The organism is Pantoea sp. BJ2 (assembly GCF_040255075.1).
GTDB classification, from domain to species: Bacteria; Pseudomonadota; Gammaproteobacteria; order Enterobacterales; family Enterobacteriaceae; genus Pantoea; species Pantoea leporis.
Map to the genome: position 1 here is coordinate 3,075,139 of NZ_CP158292.1, position 21,251 is coordinate 3,096,389.

At 55.8% G+C, this 21,251-nt stretch carries 18 protein-coding genes; 10 read left to right on the plus strand and 8 right to left on the minus strand.

The genetic code is table 11. The features are described from left to right. Positions 1-2: 2 nt before the first annotated feature. Together pstA and AAF463_RS14260 are read right to left on the minus strand one after the other, a co-directional pair. Entirely contained in the window at positions 3-1,601 is a 1,599-nt protein-coding gene (pstA, locus tag AAF463_RS14255; RefSeq protein WP_350260981.1) for a phosphate ABC transporter permease PstA, read from the minus strand. After that, positions 1,598-3,691, minus strand: coding sequence for an ABC transporter permease subunit (locus AAF463_RS14260; RefSeq protein WP_350260982.1), 2,094 nt, complete (start codon positions 3,689-3,691; stop codon positions 1,598-1,600). The genes pstA and AAF463_RS14260 overlap by 4 nt, the downstream gene beginning before the upstream one ends. Before the next feature lie 182 nt (positions 3,692-3,873). On the opposite strand from AAF463_RS14260, the gene ppk1 reads away from it, so the two are divergent. From ppk1 to mgtE, 5 genes are all read left to right on the plus strand, one after another. Then, on the plus strand, positions 3,874-5,934 hold the full coding sequence (ppk1, locus tag AAF463_RS14265) for a polyphosphate kinase 1 (RefSeq protein ID WP_101763506.1): 2,061 nt from the start codon (positions 3,874-3,876) through the stop codon (positions 5,932-5,934). 5 nt (positions 5,935-5,939) lie between these two features. Continuing rightward, positions 5,940-7,466 (plus strand): exopolyphosphatase, encoded by a 1,527-nt coding sequence (ppx, locus tag AAF463_RS14270; RefSeq protein WP_101763505.1) that lies wholly within the window; start codon positions 5,940-5,942, stop codon positions 7,464-7,466. Between the two features lie 27 nt (positions 7,467-7,493). Further along, positions 7,494-8,093 (plus strand): tellurite resistance methyltransferase TehB, encoded by a 600-nt coding sequence (gene tehB, locus AAF463_RS14275; RefSeq protein WP_245250861.1) that lies wholly within the window; start codon positions 7,494-7,496, stop codon positions 8,091-8,093. Positions 8,094-8,246: 153 nt separating this feature from the next. Beyond that, complete coding sequence (locus AAF463_RS14280; RefSeq protein WP_110866478.1) at positions 8,247-8,432, plus strand: YfgG family protein; 186 nt, start codon at positions 8,247-8,249, stop codon at positions 8,430-8,432. A 121-nt stretch (positions 8,433-8,553) separates the two neighbouring features. Further along, positions 8,554-9,987, plus strand: a complete 1,434-nt coding sequence (gene mgtE, locus AAF463_RS14285; RefSeq protein WP_110866477.1) for a magnesium transporter — start codon at positions 8,554-8,556, stop codon at positions 9,985-9,987. On the opposite strand, the gene AAF463_RS14290 is transcribed toward mgtE, so the two are convergent. Continuing rightward, positions 9,984-10,484: a DNA-binding protein gene (locus AAF463_RS14290; RefSeq protein WP_350260983.1), complete on the minus strand. Its 501-nt coding sequence runs from the start codon at positions 10,482-10,484 to the stop codon at positions 9,984-9,986. The two genes, mgtE and AAF463_RS14290, sit on opposite strands and share 4 nt — an antisense overlap. Positions 10,485-10,497: 13 nt before the next feature. After that, positions 10,498-10,755, minus strand: a complete 258-nt coding sequence (locus AAF463_RS14295; protein ID WP_225608130.1) for a hypothetical protein — start codon at positions 10,753-10,755, stop codon at positions 10,498-10,500. Between the two features lie 215 nt (positions 10,756-10,970). Between AAF463_RS14295 and AAF463_RS14300 the strand changes: the two genes are divergently transcribed. Then, positions 10,971-11,150, plus strand: coding sequence for a DUF2158 domain-containing protein (locus AAF463_RS14300; RefSeq protein WP_101763499.1), 180 nt, complete (start codon positions 10,971-10,973; stop codon positions 11,148-11,150). A gap of 27 nt (positions 11,151-11,177) precedes the next feature. On the opposite strand, the gene AAF463_RS14305 is transcribed toward AAF463_RS14300, so the two are convergent. The 3 genes from AAF463_RS14305 to guaB all read right to left on the minus strand — a co-directional run bounded on the left by AAF463_RS14305 (position 11,178) and on the right by guaB (position 15,242). Next, positions 11,178-11,954, minus strand: a complete 777-nt coding sequence (locus AAF463_RS14305; RefSeq protein WP_008108318.1) for a DUF3750 domain-containing protein — start codon at positions 11,952-11,954, stop codon at positions 11,178-11,180. 168 nt (positions 11,955-12,122) lie between these two features. Next, positions 12,123-13,703: a glutamine-hydrolyzing GMP synthase gene (guaA, locus tag AAF463_RS14310; RefSeq protein WP_101763498.1), complete on the minus strand. Its 1,581-nt coding sequence runs from the start codon at positions 13,701-13,703 to the stop codon at positions 12,123-12,125. A 72-nt stretch (positions 13,704-13,775) separates the two neighbouring features. After that, complete coding sequence (guaB, locus tag AAF463_RS14315) at positions 13,776-15,242, minus strand: IMP dehydrogenase (protein ID WP_101763497.1); 1,467 nt, start codon at positions 15,240-15,242, stop codon at positions 13,776-13,778. 169 nt (positions 15,243-15,411) lie between these two features. Between guaB and xseA the strand changes: the two genes are divergently transcribed. From xseA to AAF463_RS14335, 4 genes are all read left to right on the plus strand, one after another. Continuing rightward, on the plus strand, positions 15,412-16,785 hold the full coding sequence (gene xseA, locus AAF463_RS14320) for an exodeoxyribonuclease VII large subunit (protein WP_350260984.1): 1,374 nt from the start codon (positions 15,412-15,414) through the stop codon (positions 16,783-16,785). 48 nt (positions 16,786-16,833) lie between these two features. Then, positions 16,834-17,859 carry a M4 family metallopeptidase gene (locus AAF463_RS14325; RefSeq protein WP_210081471.1) on the plus strand — a complete coding sequence of 342 codons (1,026 nt, stop codon included), beginning with the start codon at positions 16,834-16,836 and terminating at the stop codon, positions 17,857-17,859. Continuing rightward, positions 17,844-18,170: a protealysin inhibitor emfourin gene (locus AAF463_RS14330; RefSeq protein WP_222211859.1), complete on the plus strand. Its 327-nt coding sequence runs from the start codon at positions 17,844-17,846 to the stop codon at positions 18,168-18,170. Before AAF463_RS14325 ends, AAF463_RS14330 begins: the two co-directional genes overlap by 16 nt. A gap of 103 nt (positions 18,171-18,273) precedes the next feature. Further along, on the plus strand, positions 18,274-18,456 hold the full coding sequence (locus AAF463_RS14335; RefSeq protein WP_045814915.1) for a general stress protein: 183 nt from the start codon (positions 18,274-18,276) through the stop codon (positions 18,454-18,456). Positions 18,457-18,543: 87 nt separating this feature from the next. Here AAF463_RS14335 and AAF463_RS14340 read toward each other — a convergent pair whose 3' ends face one another. Then, entirely contained in the window at positions 18,544-20,982 is a 2,439-nt protein-coding gene (locus AAF463_RS14340) for a glucose/quinate/shikimate family membrane-bound PQQ-dependent dehydrogenase (protein WP_110866468.1), read from the minus strand. Positions 20,983-21,251: the final 269 nt, after the last annotated feature.

Here is a 21,251-nt window from a genome sequence, read left to right on the forward strand (position 1 = left end):
TTTTAGTGCGTCATAATCCGGTAACGCTCACGCAGCCGATGGCGCAACGCCATCGCCAGCAGATTGAGCGACAGGATGATCACCACCAGCAGCAAAGCGGTGGCGTAAACCAGCGGTCGATCAGCATCGATGTTGGGGCTCTGGAACGCCAAATCGTAGATCTGAAAACCGAGGTGCATGAATTTGCGATCGAGGTGCAGATAAGGGAACACCGCATCAACCGGCAGCTCAGGCACCATCTTCACCACGCCCACCAGCATCAACGGCGCGGTTTCTCCGGCCGCACGCGCCACCGCCAGAATCAAGCCGGTGAGCATGGCCGGTACCGCCAGCGGCAGCACCACGCGCCACAGCGTTTCCGCCTGCGTTGCGCCCAGCGCAAGCGATCCCTGACGCAGATTATCCGGAATGCGCGACAATCCCTCTTCGGTGGCAACGATCACCACCGGCAGCGTCAGCAGCGCCAGCGTCAGCGCGGCCCACAGCAATCCCGGCGTACCAAAAGTCGGATTGGGTAAGGCGCTGGAGAAAAACAGCTGGTCGAGGGTGCCGCCAATCAGCCAGACAAAGAAACCGAGGCCAAACACGCCGTAGACAATTGACGGCACGCCCGCAAGATTCACCACCGCGATGCGCACCAGCCGCGTCAACGCATTGCGTCCGGCGTATTCGTGCAGCCATACCGCCGCGATGACGCCGAGCGGCATGACGATAATCGACATCAACAGCACCATCAGCACGGTGCCAAAAATTGCCGGAAACGTCCCGCTCTCGCCGCCACCGGAAGTCGGTGAATCGCTGACGAATTGCCAAATCTGACCGAAGAAGTGCAGCGTTTTGTTGGTTAAGGTCATGGCATTCGGATACCACGCATCCACCACCTGCGCCAATGGGATGGTGTGATCCACGCCGTTCACATCGCGCAGCACCAGCGTATCGCGCTGACTTTCGTGCTGCAGATGAGTTAACTGCTGCGCCAGCGCGTTAAAGCGGCGCTGTAACGCCGTGCGATTGGCATCAAACTCAGACTGCACTTCCAGGCTGAAGCGGCCGTTACGCTGCTGCTCATCGGCCTGCTGCTGCAGGCTTTCCAGCTGTGCATTAAGGCGCGCCATCTCAATGCGGCGGATGTTACTCGCCTGGCGCAGCTGCTCATGTACCTGCTGCAAACGCTGATGCAGCAAGGCATCGCGGCTTTGAGCGGTCATGACTTCGTTATCCTGGCGCAGCTCCACCAGCCAGCCATAGGCGTTGCCGCCGTTGCGGCGCTGCAGCACCAACACATCAGCAGGACGACGGGTTTTCGCCTCGCCCTGACTGTAGAGCACGCGGAAATCCGGCGCGGCAAAATCACGGTTGCCGGTTTTCACCACATAGCGCCACTGTTCGCCCTGCTGCTGCTTTTGCAAGGTTTCACCCAGCACCATCACCGGGCTGCCTTGCGGCGGCTGGAACTGATATTGATCGACCGGCTGCGGCCAGAAGGCACGCACGCCCTGCCAGCCGAGCAAACCAATCAGCAAGGTAAACGCCAGCAGGCAAACCGCGACGGCGCCGGCGGTGAGCCAGCGCCAGCGATCGTTTTGTTTCATCGCCGTCATCCGTGGCCCTCATGCTGGCTGTAGCGTTGGCGCAAGCGCTGACGAATCAACTCGGCGATGGTGTTAATCACCAAGGTGAAGATCAACAGTAACAACGCACTGAGGAACAGAATGCGATAATGCCCGCTGCCCGCTGCGGCTTCAGGCATCTCAATGGCAATGTTGGCGGAGAGCGCACGCAGGCCAGCAAATAAGCCGCCTTCGCTAACCGGCGTGTTGCCGGTGGCCATTAGCACAATCATCGTCTCGCCGACGGCGCGGCCAAAGCCAATCATTAAGGCGGCGAAGATGCCCGCGGAGGCACCCGGCAGTACTACGCGCGTCAGGGTTTGCCACGGCGTGGCGCCCAGCGCCAGCGAGCCCTGCCCGAGCGCGCCCGGCACGCTGAACAGCGCATCTTCCGATAAGGTGAAAATCAGCGGCACCAGTGCAAAACCCATCGCCAGTGCAGCAACTAATAAGTTGCGCTGTTCGTAATGCGCTAAACGCTCGCCAATCTCCGGCCAGAACAGCGTTGGCAGCCACAGCGTCAGCAACGTCACCACTAACAGTAGCGGCAGCAGCAGAATCACTTCAAAACCGGGACGTCGCCAGCTGGCCGGCAAACGCGGACTCAGCACGCCGCACAATAATAAGGTCGCGGCCAACACCGGCGGCAGTAGCAGCACGCCAACCAGCGCGGTGCTGATGTGCGGTGCCAGCCACACGCCAGCGATTAAACCAATTACCACGCTGGGCAGCGCGCCCATCATTTCGATCGCCGGTTTCACCCAGCGACGTAAACCCGGCGACATAAACCAGGCGGTATACATCGCGGCAGCCAGCGCCAGCGGCGTGGCAAACAGCAGCGCCAGACAGGCGGCTTTCAGCGTGCCCAGTACCAGCGGCATCAGGCTGAACTTGGCTTGATAGCTGTCGCCCGCCGCGGTGGATTGCCATACCCAATCGGCCTGCGGATAGTTTTCGTACCAGATTTTTTGCCACAGGTTGCGCCAGGTGAAGTCCGGCCACGGGTTATCCAGCGCAAACTGTTGCCACTCCCCGGCGCGTTCAATGATCAAGGCATCACCGTGCGGCGCGAAGGCCAGTGCCTGAATGCCCGGTGCCAGCTGACGCGTTAAAATCGCGCCCTGCTGCTTGCTGGCGAACAGCTGAACCGTGCCCTGCGCATCGTAAGTGGCAAACACGCGGCGCTGCGGCTCCGGCGTTATTCCGCGCGCCTGCTGGCTGCCGTTGAAGGTGTGAATCTGTTGTAAGCGCGGCCCATTATTACTGGCGATAGCGAACCATTGCTGCACGCCCTGCGCATCCTGAATCAGCAAGGTGCGTCCACCGGCCAGCATATGCAGGCTTTGCGGCGGCAGATTGAGGGTTTGCGTTTCACGTAACTGTGCGCCATCAGATGTGATTTGCCACACGCGCAGTAAGCGCCCGCTGCTGGCGTAGAGCAAGGTGCCATCCGGCGACAGCAGCAGATGATCGGCCTGCTGCTGGGGCAACAGGATCTGATTCACTTTTTGCTGATTTTCCAGCGTCAGCAGGCTGATGCCGGCTGCGGTTTGCGCCGCGATCAACCATTGATGGTCGTTGAGAGCGGTCAGCGCCATGTTACTGACCGGGCCTTGCGGTAAGCGCAGTGGACGATCGCCGAGCGGGAAGCCCCATTCGCCGCTGCCGTTGCGGATAACCGGTTGCATTAACAGCAGTTCGCCCTGCATATTGAGCAGCACGCTGCGGTTATCAAAGCTTGCGATCGCCGCATCGGGTTTGCCATTCAGCGCCAGTGCGGGAGCGGCAGGTTGACCATCAAGCGGAATAAAGCGCGCTTCGTTGCGGCTGATGCGCCAGCCTAAATGGCCGTCGCTGCCCATCGCCAGCATTGGGGCTTTGTCCCACAGCTGAATATTGGTGGTGGCATGCATTCCCGGCGCGCTAAACAGCGGCAACACCACCCAGATCAACCAGAAGAACAGCAGTAACATCAGCAGCAAAATTCCCACGCCGCAAGCTGTGACGACGCGGCGCACTAAATTATCAGTGGCGCGTCGACGACGGTCGCTAAAGTGGACGGGAATACGATTTATGCTCATGCAGGCCAGGTTACCGGTGGAAACAAGTCGCTATGTTGCCCGTAGCTGATTGATAAGACAACCTTTGACGTTGGACAAGCCTGCCATACTCTCGCCATAATGGTGACGGACACTGAGCGGTAACGCATTTTTGCGTCTTTTCCGCCGGACATTCCGTCCAGCATCAGCATCTCGGAGTCAGAATGGGTCAGGATAAGCTGTATATAGAAAAAGAATTAAGCTGGTTAAGCTTCAATGAACGTGTGTTACAGGAAGCCTCGGATAAAAGTAATCCGCTGATTGAACGCATGCGCTTCCTCGGGATTTACTCCAATAACCTCGAAGAGTTCTATAAAGTGCGCTTTGCCGATCTCAAGCGGCGAATTCTGATCAGCGAAGAGCAAGGCAAACCGACCTCTTTGCGGCATCTGTTAAAGAAAATTCAGCTGCGGGTGCAGAAATCGGATCAGGAGTTTGATGCGCTCTACAACGATCTGCTGCTGGAAATGGCGCGTAATCAGATCTTCCTGATTAACGAACGTCAACTGTCACCGAATCAGCAAGAGTGGCTGCGCTACTACTTCAAACATCAATTACGCCAGCACGTTACGCCGATTCTGATTAACCATGACACCGATCTGATCGAATTCCTGAAAGACGATTACACCTATCTGGCGGTGGAGATCATTCGCGGCGACGATATTCGTTATGCGCTGCTGGAGATCCCGTCGGATAAAGTGCCGCGCTTTATAAACTTGCCGGCTGAGTCGCCACGCCGGCGCAAGCCAATGATTCTGCTGGATAACATCCTGCGCTATTGCCTCGATGAAATTTTCAAAGGCTTCTTCGATTACGATACGCTGAACGCCTATTCGATGAAGATGACGCGCGACGCCGAATACGATCTGGTTACAGAGATGGAATCGAGCCTGCTGGAGCTGATGTCGTCGAGCCTGAAGCAGCGTCTCAATGCCGAGCCGGTCCGTTTCGTTTATCAGCGCGATATGCCGGATGCGATGGTGGAAATGCTGCGCCATAAGCTGTCGATTTCGAACTACGATTCGATAGTGCCCGGCGGCCGCTACCATAACTTCAAAGATTTCATTGGCTTCCCGAACGTTGGTAAAAGCAATCTGGAGAACCGTCCGCTGCCGCAAATTCGCCACATCGGCTTTGACGGCTTCCGCAACGGCTTCGACGCCATCCGCAATCGCGATGTGCTGCTCTACTATCCGTATCACACCTTTGAGCATGTGCTGGAGCTGCTGCGTCAGGCCTCGTTCGACCCGAACGTGCTTGCGATTAAGATCAATATTTACCGCGTAGCGAAAAACTCGCGCATCATGGATGCGATGATTCACGCCGCCTATAACGGTAAGAAAGTCACGGTGGTGGTGGAACTGCAGGCGCGCTTCGATGAAGAGGCCAACATCCGCTGGGCGAAACGCCTGACCGAAGCGGGCGTGCATGTGATCTTCTCCGCGCCGGGTCTGAAAATTCACGCCAAGCTGTTCCTGATTTCGCGCCGTGAAGGCGAAGAAGTGGTGCGTTATGCGCATATCGGTACCGGGAACTTCAACGAAAAAACCGCGCGCATTTATACTGACTATTCATTGCTGACCGCCGATGCGCGCATCACCAATGAAGTGCGTCGCGTGTTCAACTTCATTGAGAATCCGTATCGTCCGGTCACTTTCGAGCATTTGCTGGTGTCACCGCAGAACTCGCGTGACGTGCTGTATAAGTTCATTGATGCCGAGATCGCCAACGCGCAGCAAGGCAATCCTGCTGGCATTACGTTGAAGATCAACAACCTGGTGGATAATGGTTTAGTTGATCGACTTTACGCCGCCTCGTCGGCAGGCGTGAAAGTGAATCTGCTGGTGCGCGGCATGTGTTCGCTGATTCCTGATTTACCGGGCATCAGTGAAAATATTCGCATTACCAGCATCGTTGACCGCTATCTCGAACACGACCGCGTCTATATTTTTGAGAACGGCGGCGAGAAAAAGGTGTTCCTCTCTTCCGCGGACTGGATGACGCGTAACATAGACCACCGCATTGAAGTAGCCGTGGCGATTCTTGATCCCCGCGTGAAGCAGCGCATATTGGACATCATCGCCATTCTGTTTAGTGATACGGTGAAAGCCCGCATCGTCGATAAAGAGCTGAGTAATCGTTATGTGCCGCGCGGCAACCGTAAAAAGGTGCGTTCGCAACTGGCCATTTATGACTACATCAAGAAACTGGAACAACCCGAATAACGCCTATGCCAATCTCACATAAAAGTACGCCGAAACCTCAGGAATTCGCGGCAATCGACCTCGGCTCGAACAGCTTCCATATGGTCATTGCCCGCGTGGTGGATGGCGCTTTGCAAGTGCTGGGACGCCTGAAACAGCGCGTGCATCTGGCCGATGGGCTGGATGCGCACAATCGCCTGAGTGAAGAAGCGATCGAGCGCGGGCTGAGCTGTCTGGCGTTGTTCGCCGAACGTTTGCAGGGCTTCAGTTCCGCCAACGTGACGATCGTCGGCACGCACACGCTGCGTATCGCCAGCAATGCGGAAGAGTTTCTGCAGCGCGCGGCCGAGGTGATTCCCTATCCGATCGAGGTGATCTCCGGCAACGAAGAAGCGCGTCTGATTTTTATGGGCGTAGAGCACACGCAGCCGGAAAAAGGCCGCAAGCTGGTGATCGATATCGGCGGCGGCTCCACCGAACTGGTGATTGGGGAAGACTTTGAGCCGCAGCTGGTAGAGAGCCGCCGCATGGGCTGCGTCAGCTTCGCTAATCTCTTCTTCCCCAAAGGCGAAATTACGCCAGAAAACTTCCGCCGTGCGCGCCTCTCCGCTGCGCAAAAGCTGGAAACCATGGCGTGGCAATATCGTTTGCACGGCTGGCAATATGCGCTGGGCGCGTCGGGCTCCATTAAAGCGGCCTGCGAAGTGCTGCTGGCGATGGGCGAAAAAGAGAAGCTGATTACGCCAGAGACGCTGGAGTTGCTGACCAGCGAAGTACTGAAGCATAAGTCGTTTAATGCGCTGAGCCTGCCGGGCTTGTCGGAAGAGCGTAAGGCGGTATTTGTACCGGGCTTAGCAATTTTGTGTGGCGTGTTTGATGCGTTAGCGATTCGCGAGCTGCGTCTCTCTGACGGCGCACTGCGTGAAGGCGTGTTGTATGAGATGGAAGGCCGTTTCCGTCATCAGGACATTCGCAGCCGCACCGCGCAAAGTCTGGCAAATCACTATGCGATTGATAGCGATCAGGCGCGCCGTGTGCTGGAAACCACCGAGAAGCTCTATTTGCAGTGGCAGGAGCAGAATCCCAAGCAAGCCAATCCACAACTGTCGGCGCTGCTGAAATGGGCCGCGCTGCTGCATGAAGTGGGATTGACCATCAATCACAGCGGCATGCAGCGCCATTCGGCTTACATCCTGCAGAACTCCAACATGCCGGGCTTTAATCAGGATCAACAGATGCTGTTGGCCACGCTGGTACGTTATCACCGCAAAGCGGTGAAGCAGGATGAGATGCCGCGTTTCACCTTGTTTAAAAAGAAACAGTTTCTGCCGATGGTATTCCTGCTGCGTCTTGGCACGCTGCTGAATAATCAGCGCCAGGCGACCACCAAACCGGATTCTCTCAAGCTCAGCACCGACGACGGCCACTGGACGCTGACCTTCCCTGCCGGCTTCCTGAGCCAGAATACGCTGGTGCAGCTGGATCTGGAACGCGAGCAAGCTTACTGGAATGATGTCACCGGCTGGAAACTGATGCTGGAAGAAGAGGAGTAATGCGGGCAGCTGGCCCGCAATCTGGTTATGACTACACGCCCCGATAACTATTACGCTGAAAAATACGGTCTCACGCCGACCCATTCTGAAGTGCTGGCGGCCCTGCCTCATCTTGAAGTAGGGAAAGCACTGGATTTGGGCTGCGGCCAGGGCCGCAATAGTCTGTTTCTCAATCAGCATGGCTTTGACGTGACGGCCTGGGACAGCAATCCCGCCAGTCTGGAGCGCCTGAACAGCATCATTGCGGAAGAGAATCTACAGAACATTCACACCGAGCTGTGCGATCTCAATAGCGTGCGCTTCAACGGCAGTTATCAGTTTGTGCTGTCGACCGTGGTGATGATGTTCCTGCAGCCGGCAACCATTCCGCAGCTGATTGCCGATATGCAGGCCAGCACGCGTAAATATGGCTACAACCTGATTGTGGCGGCGATGGATACCGATGATTATCCCAATACGCAAAACTTCCCATTTGCGTTTAAATCCGGTGAACTCAGCCACTATTACCGCAACTGGCATATTGTGAAATACAACGAAGAGGTCGGTGAACTGCATCGTCGTGATGAAAACGGTAACCGCATTAAAACCCGTTTTGCCACGCTGCTGGCGCAGAAAGCCAGCTACTGAGTTAACGGCCGCCTTGTGCGGCCGTTAGATTGTCTGATGTCGATCAGTGCGCTGAATCTTTTTTGCTCATTTTTCACACAGCGATTGCTTTAGCGATCTAAGTGTGACTAAATATTGCCTTCGCCCATCGGGCATTTACAGGAACCACCCCGCGTGAACAGCGCTATCTCTGCACGAAGACGTCCCAAAACTGGCACCATGACCCGCATTGTTTTACTGGTCAGCTTCTTAATTTTGTTTGGCCGCCTGCTTTTCATCATTCCCGGTGCCATCGAGCATCATCAGCAAAAGAAAGCCATCCCTGAACCGGTCACGCTGAGCACCAGTGATTCGCGCTAAATAATTTGCGGGTCGGCTGTCGCTGCTAAACATTGTCCTTTGAGACAATGCTGCTTTTTACGTCCTGTTACCCGCAACGCGCTACACTGTGAGCTGACTTTACAGACACAAGGAACGCGTTATGTCTGCTTCGCATTCACAAAAATTAGCTGAAACCCGTCATCACATTCTCAACCTGCTGCTCAACGAGCACGATCTGGTTGATGTTCTGCTGGATAAATCCGTCGATCTGAATGCCGCCGAACTGCGTGATATCACCGACTGGCGTCATGAATTAGAGCTTGAGCTGCAGCAATTGCACGCCGCGGATTTAGCCGACATCCTCGAAGCCTTGCCGGAAGAAGAGCGTCAGGCGCTGTGGCGTTTAGTGCCGACGGCACAGCGCGGTCACGTTCTGGTTGAGGCTTCAGAAACCGTTTGGGCCAGCCTGACGGAAGAAATGTCTGATCGCGATATTCTGCACGCCATCGAGCCGCTGGATATCGACGATCAGGTATATCTGGCGCGCTACCTGCCGCGCGATTTAACCGGACGTCTGCTCACCACCCTTGAACCTAGCCTGCGCGCGCGACTGATGAGCGTGATCGAGCTGGATCGCGATCGCGTCGGGCAGATCATGGATTTCAATATCCTGACGGTGCGCTCTGACGTGACCTTAGCCACGGTGCAGCGCTATCTGCGTAAAGGCAAAAAAATGCCTGACGGCACCGATAAGATCTTTATCACCGACGAACAGAATCAACTGGTAGGTGAGTTAACGCTCACTGATATTCTGCTCAACAAACCGAAGATGCTGGTCGCAGAAGTGATGAATTCGCATCCCACCACGTTTCAGCTCAACGATAAAGCGGAAGACGCCGCCAGCGCGTTTGAACGTTATAACCTGATCTCCGCTGCGGTCACCGATGCTCAAGGCAAACTGATTGGCCGTATCACCATTGAAGACGTGGTCGATTTGGTGAACGAAGAGAACGAAAGCAACATCCGTAAAATGGGGGGTATAAGCCAGGGCGAAGACGTGTTTGCGCCGGTGCGCAAAGCGGTGGGCAAACGCTGGGCCTGGCTGGCGGTTAACCTGTGTACCGCATTTGTCGCTTCGCGCGTGATTGGCCTGTTTGAAGCCACCATATCGCAGCTGGTTGCGCTGGCTGCGCTGATGCCAATCGTCGCCGGCATCGGCGGCAACACCGGCAATCAAACCATTACCATGATTGTGCGTGCGCTGGCGCTGCATCAGGTTGAACCGGGTAACTTCTCGTTCCTGATCATGCGTGAACTCGGCGTGGCATTGATTAACGGCCTGTTCTGGGGCGGCATTATGGGCGGCGTCACCTGGCTGATGTACGACAACCTGCAACTCGGCGGCGTGATGATGCTGGCGATGGTGCTGAACCTGCTGCTGGCCGCGCTGATGGGCGTGCTGATTCCGTTAATCATGACCAAAATGAAACGCGATCCCGCCGTTGGCTCTAGCGTGCTGATCACCGCGATCACCGATACCGGCGGATTCTTTATCTTCCTTGGTCTGGCGACGATATTTTTGCTGCATCATTAAGGCTTTAAACAGTGTGCGTAACGTTGCAGCATCTGCTGTAAATTGAGTTGCAACGTTGCGCGCGCCAGTTCACTCAGTGCTGGATTGACCCGCGTTGAACCACGCTGATTTAACCACTCCAGTACATCGATTAAATGCCATATGGCTGTTTTTCCATCATGAATCGGACGCGGAAACTGCGGGCTATGGCTGAGCATCAGCTTGCGCATGTTCTGCCGCGAAACACCAATTAACTCTGCGATATCCGTCAGCCCGACTAAATCTGGCGCGGCTTCAATCAGTTCCGCATCTGGCAATGCCTGAAAAACATCATCCAGCGCGCTGCGTACCGCGTCCTGTGCAGTGCTGGCTTCGCGGCAGAACGTCATGCTTAATTTTCCCGCCACCCCCGCACCAATTAACGCATCAGTGCAGCCTTGCGAGCCGAGCCGTTCGATCACTTCATCGATGTCGCTCTCATCGTTGAGCTGAAAACGCAGCGTAAACTCAAATTCCATGTTTCACTCCTCGTCACTTAACCCGCTTAGGGTTTTCACTGCAGTTATCCACCACGCGCCGTAACAGTTTGGCATGCGTTTCAGGATTTTTTGGCGTACTCCAGATGCAGGTAATGCAGTAATCCCCACATCGACACTCTGTCGAATTATCTGGGCAGTACATCTTGCCCCACGCATGGTGACCGCCAACGGCAATCTTCCAACCTCTCGCTTCTGCATATCGCAAAGCTCCTTCGACCGCTTTATGCGGATGCCGCTTCCTCTCTGACATCGCTGCCTACCTTATGCTCACCGCAATAAGTTGTCAACTGACAACCGCGAAGTGTTTCGGTACTATTTCAGCGGCGAATGCTGCAGAAAATAACCAGAACGGTCTCAACGCGCTTTGATTCAGTTTTTGCTGGAAGAGAGCGCACAAAATCAAGCGCACAGCGCCTGAAGTGCATATAGACTCTGTTGTTATCACTGACCTGAAGGAGAAGAAGCATGTTTAACGTGGATGATTTTGTGCAGTCTAAGACCGGTGGCCCAAAGATGCAGGTGCTGCGCGTGGAAGGCGATATGCTGTGGTGCGCTCGCGTTGACGATCACATCAAGCGTGAAATTGAAGTCAGAGCCGATAGCGTGAATCTGTATCACGAAGACGGCGATTTCGGCGTCTGTTAAAAAAATGGCCCCAAATCGGGGCCACTTTTAGGGATTGTCTCGCTGCACATTATTCTGACCGATGCCGCCGATAAACGGCAGACGCAGCCTAAATGGTGTGAAATCCAGCCCCATGTTTAATCCCAGCAAGTTCACTTCCAGCCCCTCTTCCGCGCCAACCGTCACACCCAACACGCCCAGCAGGGAAAGCTGCACGCCGCGACCTGAAGGTGGTAAACCTACCGGATTAAGCAGCGAGCGATAATCTTTGCCGAGCGCGTTAGCCGGCAGGTCGAGCTTCAATGCCGGAACCTCGCGGCCGATATGCGCCATAAAAGTATTGCTGTTGGGTCCCGGCCAGGCGTGATACGTGGTCGGCCAGGGATAGGATTTAATGGCCGCTTCGATCTGCGGAATCATCGCTTCTGCGCTACTGCCGCGATGGTCAACCAGCAGACGCGGCTTCGCACCGTACCAATAACCATCGGGAAGATTGCTGTTACGACGCACTTTATCGCCGCTGCCCCAGCTAATCACTTCGTAACGGTTATAGCGGGTTTCACCGGCGCGCTTGAAGATAATCCACGGATGCACCGCCACCGCGCCCTTCCAGCCATAAGTCGGCGCAGCATAAACCTGCACGATAGCTTCTGCCGCATAACGCTGCGGATCCGGTGCGATACCGGCCGAATCGCGCCTTGCTGATGCCCAGCCACCGCGTTCAGAGGTGAGCTCACCGCTTCGCGTTGCCTGCGCCAAGCTCGCGCCTAATGAAAGCAAGATGATGCAAAGAAAAGAGATCAGTACGGCTTTGAAAGGCAACATCGACGGCATCCTGATGAGTAAAAATTACTCGCTATCTTGCATCGAAACGGGGGCATTTGTATTCACGAACTATGCGTACATTTAGCCGCATGATTTGCCATCAGAAGGTTTGAAAAAAAAGCCCGCAATTAAGCGGGCTTCGTTTTTACGCAGTAATCAAAGCAGGATTTATTCCCACTCAATCGTCGCAGGTGGTTTACCTGAAATATCATAAACCACGCGGGAAATGCCGTTAACTTCGTTGATGATGCGGTTAGAGACGCGGCCGAGGAAATCGTACGGCAGGTGCGCCCAGTGCGCTGTCATAAAGTCGATGGTTTCCACCGCACGCAGTGAAACAACCCAATCATATTTACGACCATCGCCCATCACGCCAACAGAACGTACTGGCAGGAACACGGTGAACGCCTGGCTGACTTTGTTGTACAAGTCAGCTTTATGCAGCTCTTCGATGAAGATAGCGTCTGCACGGCGCAGCAGGTCGCAGTACTCTTTCTTCACTTCGCCCAGCACGCGCACGCCCAAACCTGGACCTGGGAACGGATGACGATACAGCATGTCGTACGGCAGGCCGAGTTCCAGACCGATTTTACGCACTTCGTCTTTGAACAGCTCTTTCAGCGGCTCAACCAGGCCCATCTTCATCTCTTTCGGCAAACCGCCCACGTTGTGGTGCGATTTGATCACGTGCGCTTTACCGGTGGCAGAAGCCGCCGATTCGATCACGTCAGGATAGATGGTGCCTTGTGCCAGCCACTTCACGTCTTCCAGACGCAGCGCCTGCTCGTCAAACACCTCTACGAATACGCGGCCGATGATTTTACGTTTGGCTTCGGGATCGTTCTCGCCCGCCAGCGCATCAAGGAAGCGCGCTTCTGCCGCAACGTGCACGATGTTCAGACCGAAGTGGTCACCGAACATTTCCAGCACCTGCTCAGCTTCATTCAGACGCAGCAGGCCGTTATCCACGAACACGCAGGTCAGACGCTCGCCGATGGCGCGATGCAGCAGCATCGCGGTCACAGAAGAGTCCACGCCGCCAGACAGACCGAGAATCACTTTGTCATCGCCAACCTGCTGACGAATACGCTCAACCGCATCTTCGATGATTTTGGCTGGCGTCCACAGCGCTTCACAGCCGCAGATGTCACGAATGAAACGCTCAAGCATGCGCAGGCCCTGACGCGTGTGCGTCACTTCCGGGTGGAACTGCACGCCGTAGAATTTCTTCTCTTCGTTAGCCATGATGGCAAACGGACAGGTTTCGGTGCTGGCAACGGTTTCGAAACCGGCTGGGATGGCGGTGACTTTGTCGCCGTGGCTCATCCAAACGTCCAGCAGCGGTTTACCTGCTGCGCTAATCGCATCTTCGATGTCACGCACCAGCGCGCTCTGAGTCAGCACTTCAACCTGCGCATAACCAAATTCGCGCTCGTTAGAGCCTTCAACCTTGCCGCCCAACTGCATCGCCATGGTCTGCATGCCGTAGCAGACGCCCAACACTGGCACACCCGCGTTAAACACGTATTCCGGCGCACGCGGGCTGTTCAGCTCGGTGGTGCTCTCCGGACCGCCAGAGAGAATGATGCCGTTCGGGTTAAACTGGCGAATTTGCTCTTCGGTGACATCCCACGCCCAGAGTTCGCAGTAGACACCCAGCTCGCGCACGCGGCGCGCAACCAGCTGCGTATACTGAGAACCAAAATCGAGGATCAAAATGCGATGTTTATGAATATTTTCAGTCGTCATTGAGGCGTTTCCATTGGGATGGACTTAATAATAAAAGCGCCCGGCGGGTGCCGGGCGCTAAATTTTACGGGATTATGAACCCATGCGGTAGTTTGGTGACTCTTTGGTGATGGTCACGTCATGCACGTGGCTTTCATTGATGCCCGCGCCGCTGATACGCACGAACTCCGCTTTGGTGCGCAGATCGTCAATGGTCTGGCAACCCGTCAGGCCCATGCAAGAGCGTAAGCCGCCCATCTGCTGGTGCACGATCTCTTTCAGGCGGCCTTTATAGGCCACGCGGCCTTCGATACCTTCCGGTACCAGTTTGTCAGCGGCGTTATCGCTCTGGAAGTAACGATCTGAAGAGCCTTTAGACATCGCGCCCAGTGAACCCATACCGCGATAAGACTTAAACGAACGGCCCTGATACAGCTCGATTTCGCCCGGAGACTCTTCGGTACCAGCCAGCATAGAACCGACCATGACGGCCGCTGCGCCTGCTGCAATCGCTTTAGCGATGTCGCCAGAGAAGCGGATGCCGCCATCAGCGATAACCGGAATGCCGGTGCCTTCCAGCGCGGCAACCGCATCAGAAACCGCGGTGATCTGTGGCACGCCAACACCAGTGACGATACGCGTGGTACAGATTGAGCCAGGACCGATCCCCACTTTCACCGCGCTCACGCCGGCCTGCGCCAGCGCCAATGCGCCTGCGCCGGTGGCAACGTTGCCGCCGATGATTTCCAGGTTCGGGTATTTTGCACGGGTTTCACGAATACGCTGCAGCACGCCTTCAGAGTGACCGTGTGATGAGTCAATCAGCAGCACGTCAACACCGGCAGCAACCAGCGCATCAACGCGCTCTTCATTGCCCGCACCGGCACCAACCGCAGCGCCTACGCGCAGACGGCCTTCCGCATCTTTACACGCGTTAGGTTTACGTTCGGCTTTTTGGAAGTCTTTAACGGTGATCATGCCCAGCAGGTGGAAGCTGTCATCAACAACCAGCGCTTTCTCAACACGTTTTTCATGCATTTTGTGCAGCACAACTTCGCGTGCTTCACCCTCTTTCACCGTTACCAGGCGCTCTTTCGGGGTCATCACCGCGGAAACTGGTAAGGTCAGGTCGGTAACAAAACGCACGTCACGGCCCGTGATGATGCCCACCAGCTCGTTGTCGGTGTTCACGACCGGGTAGCCGGCGAAGCCGTTACGTTCGGTCAGCTCTTTCACCGCCGCCAGCGCGGTGGTTGGCAGCACGGTTTGTGGATCGGTAACGACGCCGCTTTCGTGTTTTTTCACCTTACGAACTTCATCCGCCTGGCGCTCAATTGACATGTTTTTGTGAATAAAGCCCAAACCACCTTCCTGCGCCAGCGCAATTGCCAGACCGGCTTCGGTCACGGTGTCCATTGCAGCGGAGAGCATGGGGATGTTCAGACGGATGTTTTTCGTCAGTTGAGTGCTTAGATCAGCGGTGTTCGGTAAGACAGTGGAGTGAGCGGGAACGAGCAGAACGTCGTCAAATGTGAGGGCTTCTTTAGCGATTCTTAACATTGCAATATCTCCACCTGGGGGCGATTAAAACAGATAAAATATTGCCGCGGCATTATACAGGCCGAAACCGATTGCCTCCAGTGTTTTTTCAGAAAATGTCTTGATCCTCGGGGCAAGCAATGTAGTATCAGTTGATTAACCCTCTGATTTAAAATTTGATCTACATCACATGTCGCTACCGCCAACCGCCAATATTTTTACCGTCAGCCGCCTGAACACCACGGTGCGCCAACTGCTGGAAAATGAGATGGGCCTGGTGTGGCTCAGCGCTGAAATTTCAAATTTCACTCAGCCCTCTTCCGGTCATTGGTACTTCACGTTGAAGGATGATGGCGCACAAGTGCGCTGCGCGATGTTTCGCAACAGCAACCGTCGCGTCACCTTCCGTCCTCAACATGGCCAGCAAGTGTTAGTGCGCGCCAGCATCACGCTGTATGAGCCGCGCGGCGATTATCAGCTGATTATCGAAAGCATGCATCCGGCCGGTGAAGGCTTGCTGCAGCAGCAATTCGAGCAGCTGAAAGCGCGTTTAGCCGCGGAAGGCTTATTCGATCAACAGTTCAAACAGCCGCTGCCGGATCCGGCGCGTCAGGTGGGCGTGATTACCTCCGCCACCGGCGCGGCGCTGCACGACGTGCTGCGCGTGCTGCATCGACGCGATCCTTCACTGCCGGTGATTATCTATCCCACCGCGGTGCAAGGCGTGGATGCGCCGGCTGGCATTGTGCGTGCCATTGAGCTGGCTAACCAGCGCGATGAGTGTGACGTGCTGATTGTCGGTCGTGGCGGCGGTTCGCTGGAAGATTTGTGGAGCTTCAATGACGAGCGCGTGGCGCGGGCGATTTTTGCCAGCCGCCTGCCGATTGTCAGCGCCGTTGGGCATGAAACCGATGTCACTATCGCTGACTTCGTAGCGGATTTACGTGCGCCAACGCCGTCAGCTGCGGCAGAATTGGTGAGCCGTAATCAGCTTGAACTATTGCGCCGTTTGCAGTCGCAGCAGCAGCGCATGGAGATGGCGATGGATTTCTATATGGCTCAGCAGCAGCGTCGCTTCACGCGCATTCAGCACCGCTTGCAGCAGCAGCATCCACAGCTGCGTCTGGCACGCCAGCAAACCGCGCTCTTCCAGCTGCAGCGCCGTCTCGGTGAAGCAATGGACCAGCGCATGCGTGTGGCCAATCGTCAGCAGGATCGCCTGCTGCAACGCCTTAACGCCCAGCAGCCGCAGGGACGTATTCTGCGCGCTCAGCAGCAGCTCCAGCAATGGCACTATCGCTTACAGCAGGGCATGGAGAAGCAGCTCAATCACAATCGTCAGCGCTTTGGCACGCTGGCGGCACAGCTGGAAGGCGTGAGCCCGCTGGCAACGCTGGCGCGTGGCTTCAGCGTAACCACCGACACCCAAGGTCAGGTGGTGAAGAAAACTCAACAGCTGAGCAAAGGCGACTTGCTGCGCACCCGGCTGGACGATGGTTGGGTGGAAAGCCAGGTTACCGCACTCGAGCCGCAGAAATCCCGGAGCCGCAAAGCGCGTTCATAGCGGGAAAACTATACTTCTGGCATGTACCTCAATGGCCAGGAGTTTTTTATGTCTTACAGCGTTATTCCTCCCTACATTCTGCGCAATATCATTGATAACTGCTCCGGCGCGCAGCAAGACTACGCGCGCCGCACCCTCACCCACGTCCAGCACTTGATGGGCGAACATAACGCTAAACCAGCAAGCACCGCCACCGCTCAGCCAGGCACGGTGCTGCGTGCTATCTATGACGCCGAAGGGACGCAAAATCTGCCCGGCACGTTGGTGCGCGAAGAAGGCCAGCCGGGAAATGGTGATGTTGCAGCCGAAGAAGCCTGGAACTATCTCGGCATTACCCACGATTTCTTCTGGCAAATCTACCAACGCAACTCGCTGGACAATAAAGGCCTGAAGCTCGATGGCACCGTGCATTACGGCAAGGAGTATCAGAACGCCTTCTGGAACGGGCAGCAGATGGTGTTTGGTGACGGTGACGGCGAGATTTTCAATCGCTTCACTATCGCGCTGGATGTGGTGGCGCACGAGCTGACGCACGGCGTGACAGAAACCGAAGCGGGATTGATCTATTTCCAACAGGCAGGCGCGCTGAATGAATCGATGTCTGACGTGTTTGGTTCGCTGGTGAAACAATTTCACCTCAAGCAGAGCGCCGATCAGGCCGACTGGATTATCGGCGAAGGGTTACTGGCGCAGGGCATCAACGGGCGCGGATTGCGCTCGATGTCGTCACCGGGAACGGCCTACGATGATCCGGTGCTGGGTAAAGATCCGCAACCGGCCGATATGGCGCACTACATCGAAACGCGTGACGACAACGGCGGCGTGCACCTCAATTCTGGCATACCCAATCGCGCCTTCTACCTCGCCGCTAAAGCGCTGGGCGGCTTTGCGTGGGAACAGGCCGGTCAAGCGTGGTACGACACGCTGTGCGACAAAACGCTGCCGCAGGATGCCGATTTCAGCACCTTTGCGCGCTTTACCGTGCAGCACGCCAATCAACGATTCAACAGCTCAGTGGCGGAAAAGATTCAATCCGCCTGGCAGCAGGTAGGCGTAACATGGACATCCAACTGACCGATGACGCAATCATCGAGCTGGCGCGGGAAGGCGGAATCGCTTTTATCCCTAAACTGCGCGGCGAACGGCGCTTTGCGCTGGCGGAACTGCCGGAACCGCAAAAGCAGCGCGTCTGCGAAGTACTGGAACAGGCAATGCCGTTGGGGGAAACGGAAGATCAGGCGGCAAATGTCGGTCGTGGCGATCAGCGCTACTTCCGCATTCAAATCACCTACGCCACCCATCGCGAAGCGGGAAATTTCGTGATTTTAATTCCCGAACAACTGGCGCCCCCCGAGCTGCAATCGCTGTGGCGAGACGGTGAATAGGTTATCGGAGATCTCTCAAGGCAGAGCGTAACTGATTGACTATACTCATTATGTGGCTAGCTAGTCCACGTCGAAGAAAACACCCTTAGATGAGGTCTCTGCTATGACACAAAAAAAGCAACGAGGTGGTGCCGGGAACTTTGCAGAGGACCCGGAGCGCGCCAGGGAAGCCGGTAGCGCTGGCGGCAAAGTCAGTGGGGGTAATTTCAGAAACGATCCTGAAAGAGCCAGGGAAGCTGGAAGAAAAGGAGGTCAAAAAAGCCGTCGCCCTTCTAAGCAGCAGTAATTAAGGTGCCTTAAAGGAAGAGATGTGCCACGGAGGGTGATAAAAAAAAGGCCGACATCATGATGTCGGCCTTTCTCCTTTTTTAACTTACTTGCTGTCTGGCAGCGCGTAAGCAATCACGTAATCACCACGGTCTGGCGACTGACGTGCACCGCCTGCGGAGATCAGGATGTACTGTTTGCCGGTTTTCGGCGAAACGTAGCTGATTGGACCGCCCTGGCTGCCGACTGGCAGACGTGCTTTCCACACTTCTTTACCGGTTGAGCTATCGAAAGCGCGCAGATAGTAATCCTGCGTACCCGCGATGAACACCAGGCCACCCTGCGTTGCCAGCGTGCCGCCTAAGGTCGGCATACCAATTGGCATTTTCGCGCGCATTTTGATACCAAACGGACCGGTATCTTCTACCGTACCCACCGGCACCTGCCACACAATCTGACGGGTTTTCATATCAATCGCTGACAGCGTACCGAACGGCGGAGCCTGGCACGGAATGCCCAGCGGCGACATGAAGCGGTTTTTGTTCACCGCGTACGGTGTACCTTTCAGCGGAACCGCACCCATACCGGTGTTGATGGCTTCACCGCCGTTGCTGGCCGCCGTTTTGCTGGTGTCTTGTGGGATCATCTGTACCCACAGGCCCAGACGCATGTCGTTAACGAACATGTACTGGTTGTTCGGGTCAAACGAGATACCGCCCCAGTTCATACCACCCAGTGAACCTGGGAAGCTGAGGGATTTATCGGTATCCGGCACGGTGAACAGACCATCGTAACGCATGCCTTTAAAGGCAATACGGCACGCTAGCTGATCAAACGGTGTTGCCCCCCACATATCCGATTCCGTCATTTTCTGGTTGCCGATATTTGGCATTTCCACAGAGTGCGGCTGAGTTTTGGTGTACTGCTCGTTCGGGATGTGACCCTGCGGCATCGGCAGCTCTTCAACTTTGGTCAAAGGCTTGCCGGTCAGGCGATCCAGCACCCAGATCATGCCGGTTTTCGCGCCGATAACGACGGCTGGTTTGTTGGTACCATCCTTCATCGGGAAGTCGACCAGGCTCGGCTGCATTGGCAGGTCGAAGTCCCACAGATCGTTATGCACGGTCTGATAAACCCACTTCTGCTTACCGGTGGTGGCATCCAACGCCAGAATTGATGCGCCGTAAGTGTGATCCAGTTTGGTACGGTTCGCACCCCACAGATCCACTGACGAGCTACCCATCGGCAGGAACACGGTGTTCATTGCCGGATCGTAAGACATTGGCGCCCACGAGTTTGGCGTACTGCGGGTGTAATTTTTACCCGGCATCAGCACCGCATTGGGGTCGTCATTGCCTGGGTCAAACGCCCAACGCATCTGACCGGTGATGACGTCAAAACCACGCAGCACGCCGCCAGGCATGTCGGTCTGTACGTTATCGGCGACACGACCACCCACAACAACAGTGGTACCGGCCATCGCTGGCGGTGACGTCAGCTGATATTGCGGATCTGGCGCACTGCCCAGACCGGTTTTCAGGTCAACCACACCGTGCGTACCGAAGGTGTCGCACAGCTCACCGTTGTCGGCGTTGATAGCAATCAGACGCGCATCAATGGTGTTCATCAGAATACGACGCTGACAGGTGTCGCCAGCAGGCAGCACAGCGGCAGTAACCGGCGTTGAACCCGGCTCGGTTGGCTGCTGCAGGGGTTTAGTCGCATCGAAATAGGCTAAGCCACGGCAGCGGTTCCACACTTCTGCCTGCGCGTTGATTTCGCGTTTCCAGATTTCCTTACCGCTGTCTGCGGCAACCGCAATCACATTGTTATGCGGGGTGCACAGGAACAGCGTGTTGCCTACCTGCAGCGGGGTTTGCTGATCTTCCGCACCGTTACCGGTTGGGCTGATTGGCGTATCGCCAGTGTGGAAAGTCCAGGCAACCTGCAGATCTTTCACGTTGTCGCGGGTAATCTGATCGATGGCAGCGAAGCGGTCGCCACCCGGCGTACGGCCGTAGCTGCTCCAGTCTTGCTGAGGTTTTGATTTATCGACCGGAATCAGCGGCAGCTGTTTACCGTCAAATGCCACGGTAGGATGCGGCTGGAACATCTGCACGAAAGTCGCCACCATGCCCACCACGATCACCGCAGACAGCACATAAGAGGCTTTCGCCAGGGAGCTTTTGCCTTCGCTTTTACGCAGGGCTGGCCAGGTGAGGAATGCAAACAGCATCAAGCCGGCCGGCACCATCAAGCGCGAGACCAGCGGCCAGAAATGCAGGCCTGCATCAAACAGTGACCAAATCAGCGTGCCAGCAAACACCAGAATAAACAGGGTGACGGCGGATGATTTGCGACGGAAGAACTGAATGGCCGACAGCAACATAACGATACCGGCGATGAGGAAGTACCAGCTGCCGCCCAGCGCGACCAGCTTGCCGCCGCCGATTGCGAAGAACAAGCCGATTGCCAGCAAGACCAGGCCAAACAGTACGGACCAGATGCTCAGCCCTTTGCCGGGACGAGCGGAATTTTCTGCCATAACAAAAACTCTCCTGAAAAAATAAAGCGCTGGCGCCGATAAATCTGTGGCAGCCGATGACAAGGCCCCAGCCGCAGCGGGAGACAGGAACTATTCCGTTACGCTTTATTTTATATCTATTGATACGGGTGCAATGCCCGTGATTCGGCGCTTGTGAGCGAGGACACAACGTAGGTGAGAGTGATTCTCGCGACAAGGCGGCAGGATTGTACCACCTGGTACAATAAAAAGTGAATATCCATAACGCGGCAGTCACTGGTTAATAGCAT

Coding starts and splice junctions, on each gene's coding strand:
- pstA (WP_350260981.1), bottom strand. CDS start 1,601: ATGACGGCGATGAAACAAAACGATCGCTGGCGCTGGCTCACCGCCGGC.
- AAF463_RS14260 (WP_350260982.1), bottom strand. CDS start 3,691: ATGAGCATAAATCGTATTCCCGTCCACTTTAGCGACCGTCGTCGACGC.
- ppk1 (WP_101763506.1), top strand. CDS start 3,874: ATGGGTCAGGATAAGCTGTATATAGAAAAAGAATTAAGCTGGTTAAGC.
- ppx (WP_101763505.1), top strand. CDS start 5,940: ATGCCAATCTCACATAAAAGTACGCCGAAACCTCAGGAATTCGCGGCA.
- tehB (WP_245250861.1), top strand. CDS start 7,494: ATGACTACACGCCCCGATAACTATTACGCTGAAAAATACGGTCTCACG.
- mgtE (WP_110866477.1), top strand. CDS start 8,554: ATGTCTGCTTCGCATTCACAAAAATTAGCTGAAACCCGTCATCACATT.
- AAF463_RS14290 (WP_350260983.1), bottom strand. CDS start 10,484: ATGGAATTTGAGTTTACGCTGCGTTTTCAGCTCAACGATGAGAGCGAC.
- AAF463_RS14295 (WP_225608130.1), bottom strand. CDS start 10,755: ATGTCAGAGAGGAAGCGGCATCCGCATAAAGCGGTCGAAGGAGCTTTG.
- AAF463_RS14300 (WP_101763499.1), top strand. CDS start 10,971: ATGTTTAACGTGGATGATTTTGTGCAGTCTAAGACCGGTGGCCCAAAG.
- AAF463_RS14305 (WP_008108318.1), bottom strand. CDS start 11,954: ATGTTGCCTTTCAAAGCCGTACTGATCTCTTTTCTTTGCATCATCTTG.
- guaA (WP_101763498.1), bottom strand. CDS start 13,703: ATGACGACTGAAAATATTCATAAACATCGCATTTTGATCCTCGATTTT.
- guaB (WP_101763497.1), bottom strand. CDS start 15,242: ATGTTAAGAATCGCTAAAGAAGCCCTCACATTTGACGACGTTCTGCTC.
- xseA (WP_350260984.1), top strand. CDS start 15,412: ATGTCGCTACCGCCAACCGCCAATATTTTTACCGTCAGCCGCCTGAAC.
- AAF463_RS14325 (WP_210081471.1), top strand. CDS start 16,834: ATGTCTTACAGCGTTATTCCTCCCTACATTCTGCGCAATATCATTGAT.
- AAF463_RS14330 (WP_222211859.1), top strand. CDS start 17,844: ATGGACATCCAACTGACCGATGACGCAATCATCGAGCTGGCGCGGGAA.
- AAF463_RS14335 (WP_045814915.1), top strand. CDS start 18,274: ATGACACAAAAAAAGCAACGAGGTGGTGCCGGGAACTTTGCAGAGGAC.
- AAF463_RS14340 (WP_110866468.1), bottom strand. CDS start 20,982: ATGGCAGAAAATTCCGCTCGTCCCGGCAAAGGGCTGAGCATCTGGTCC.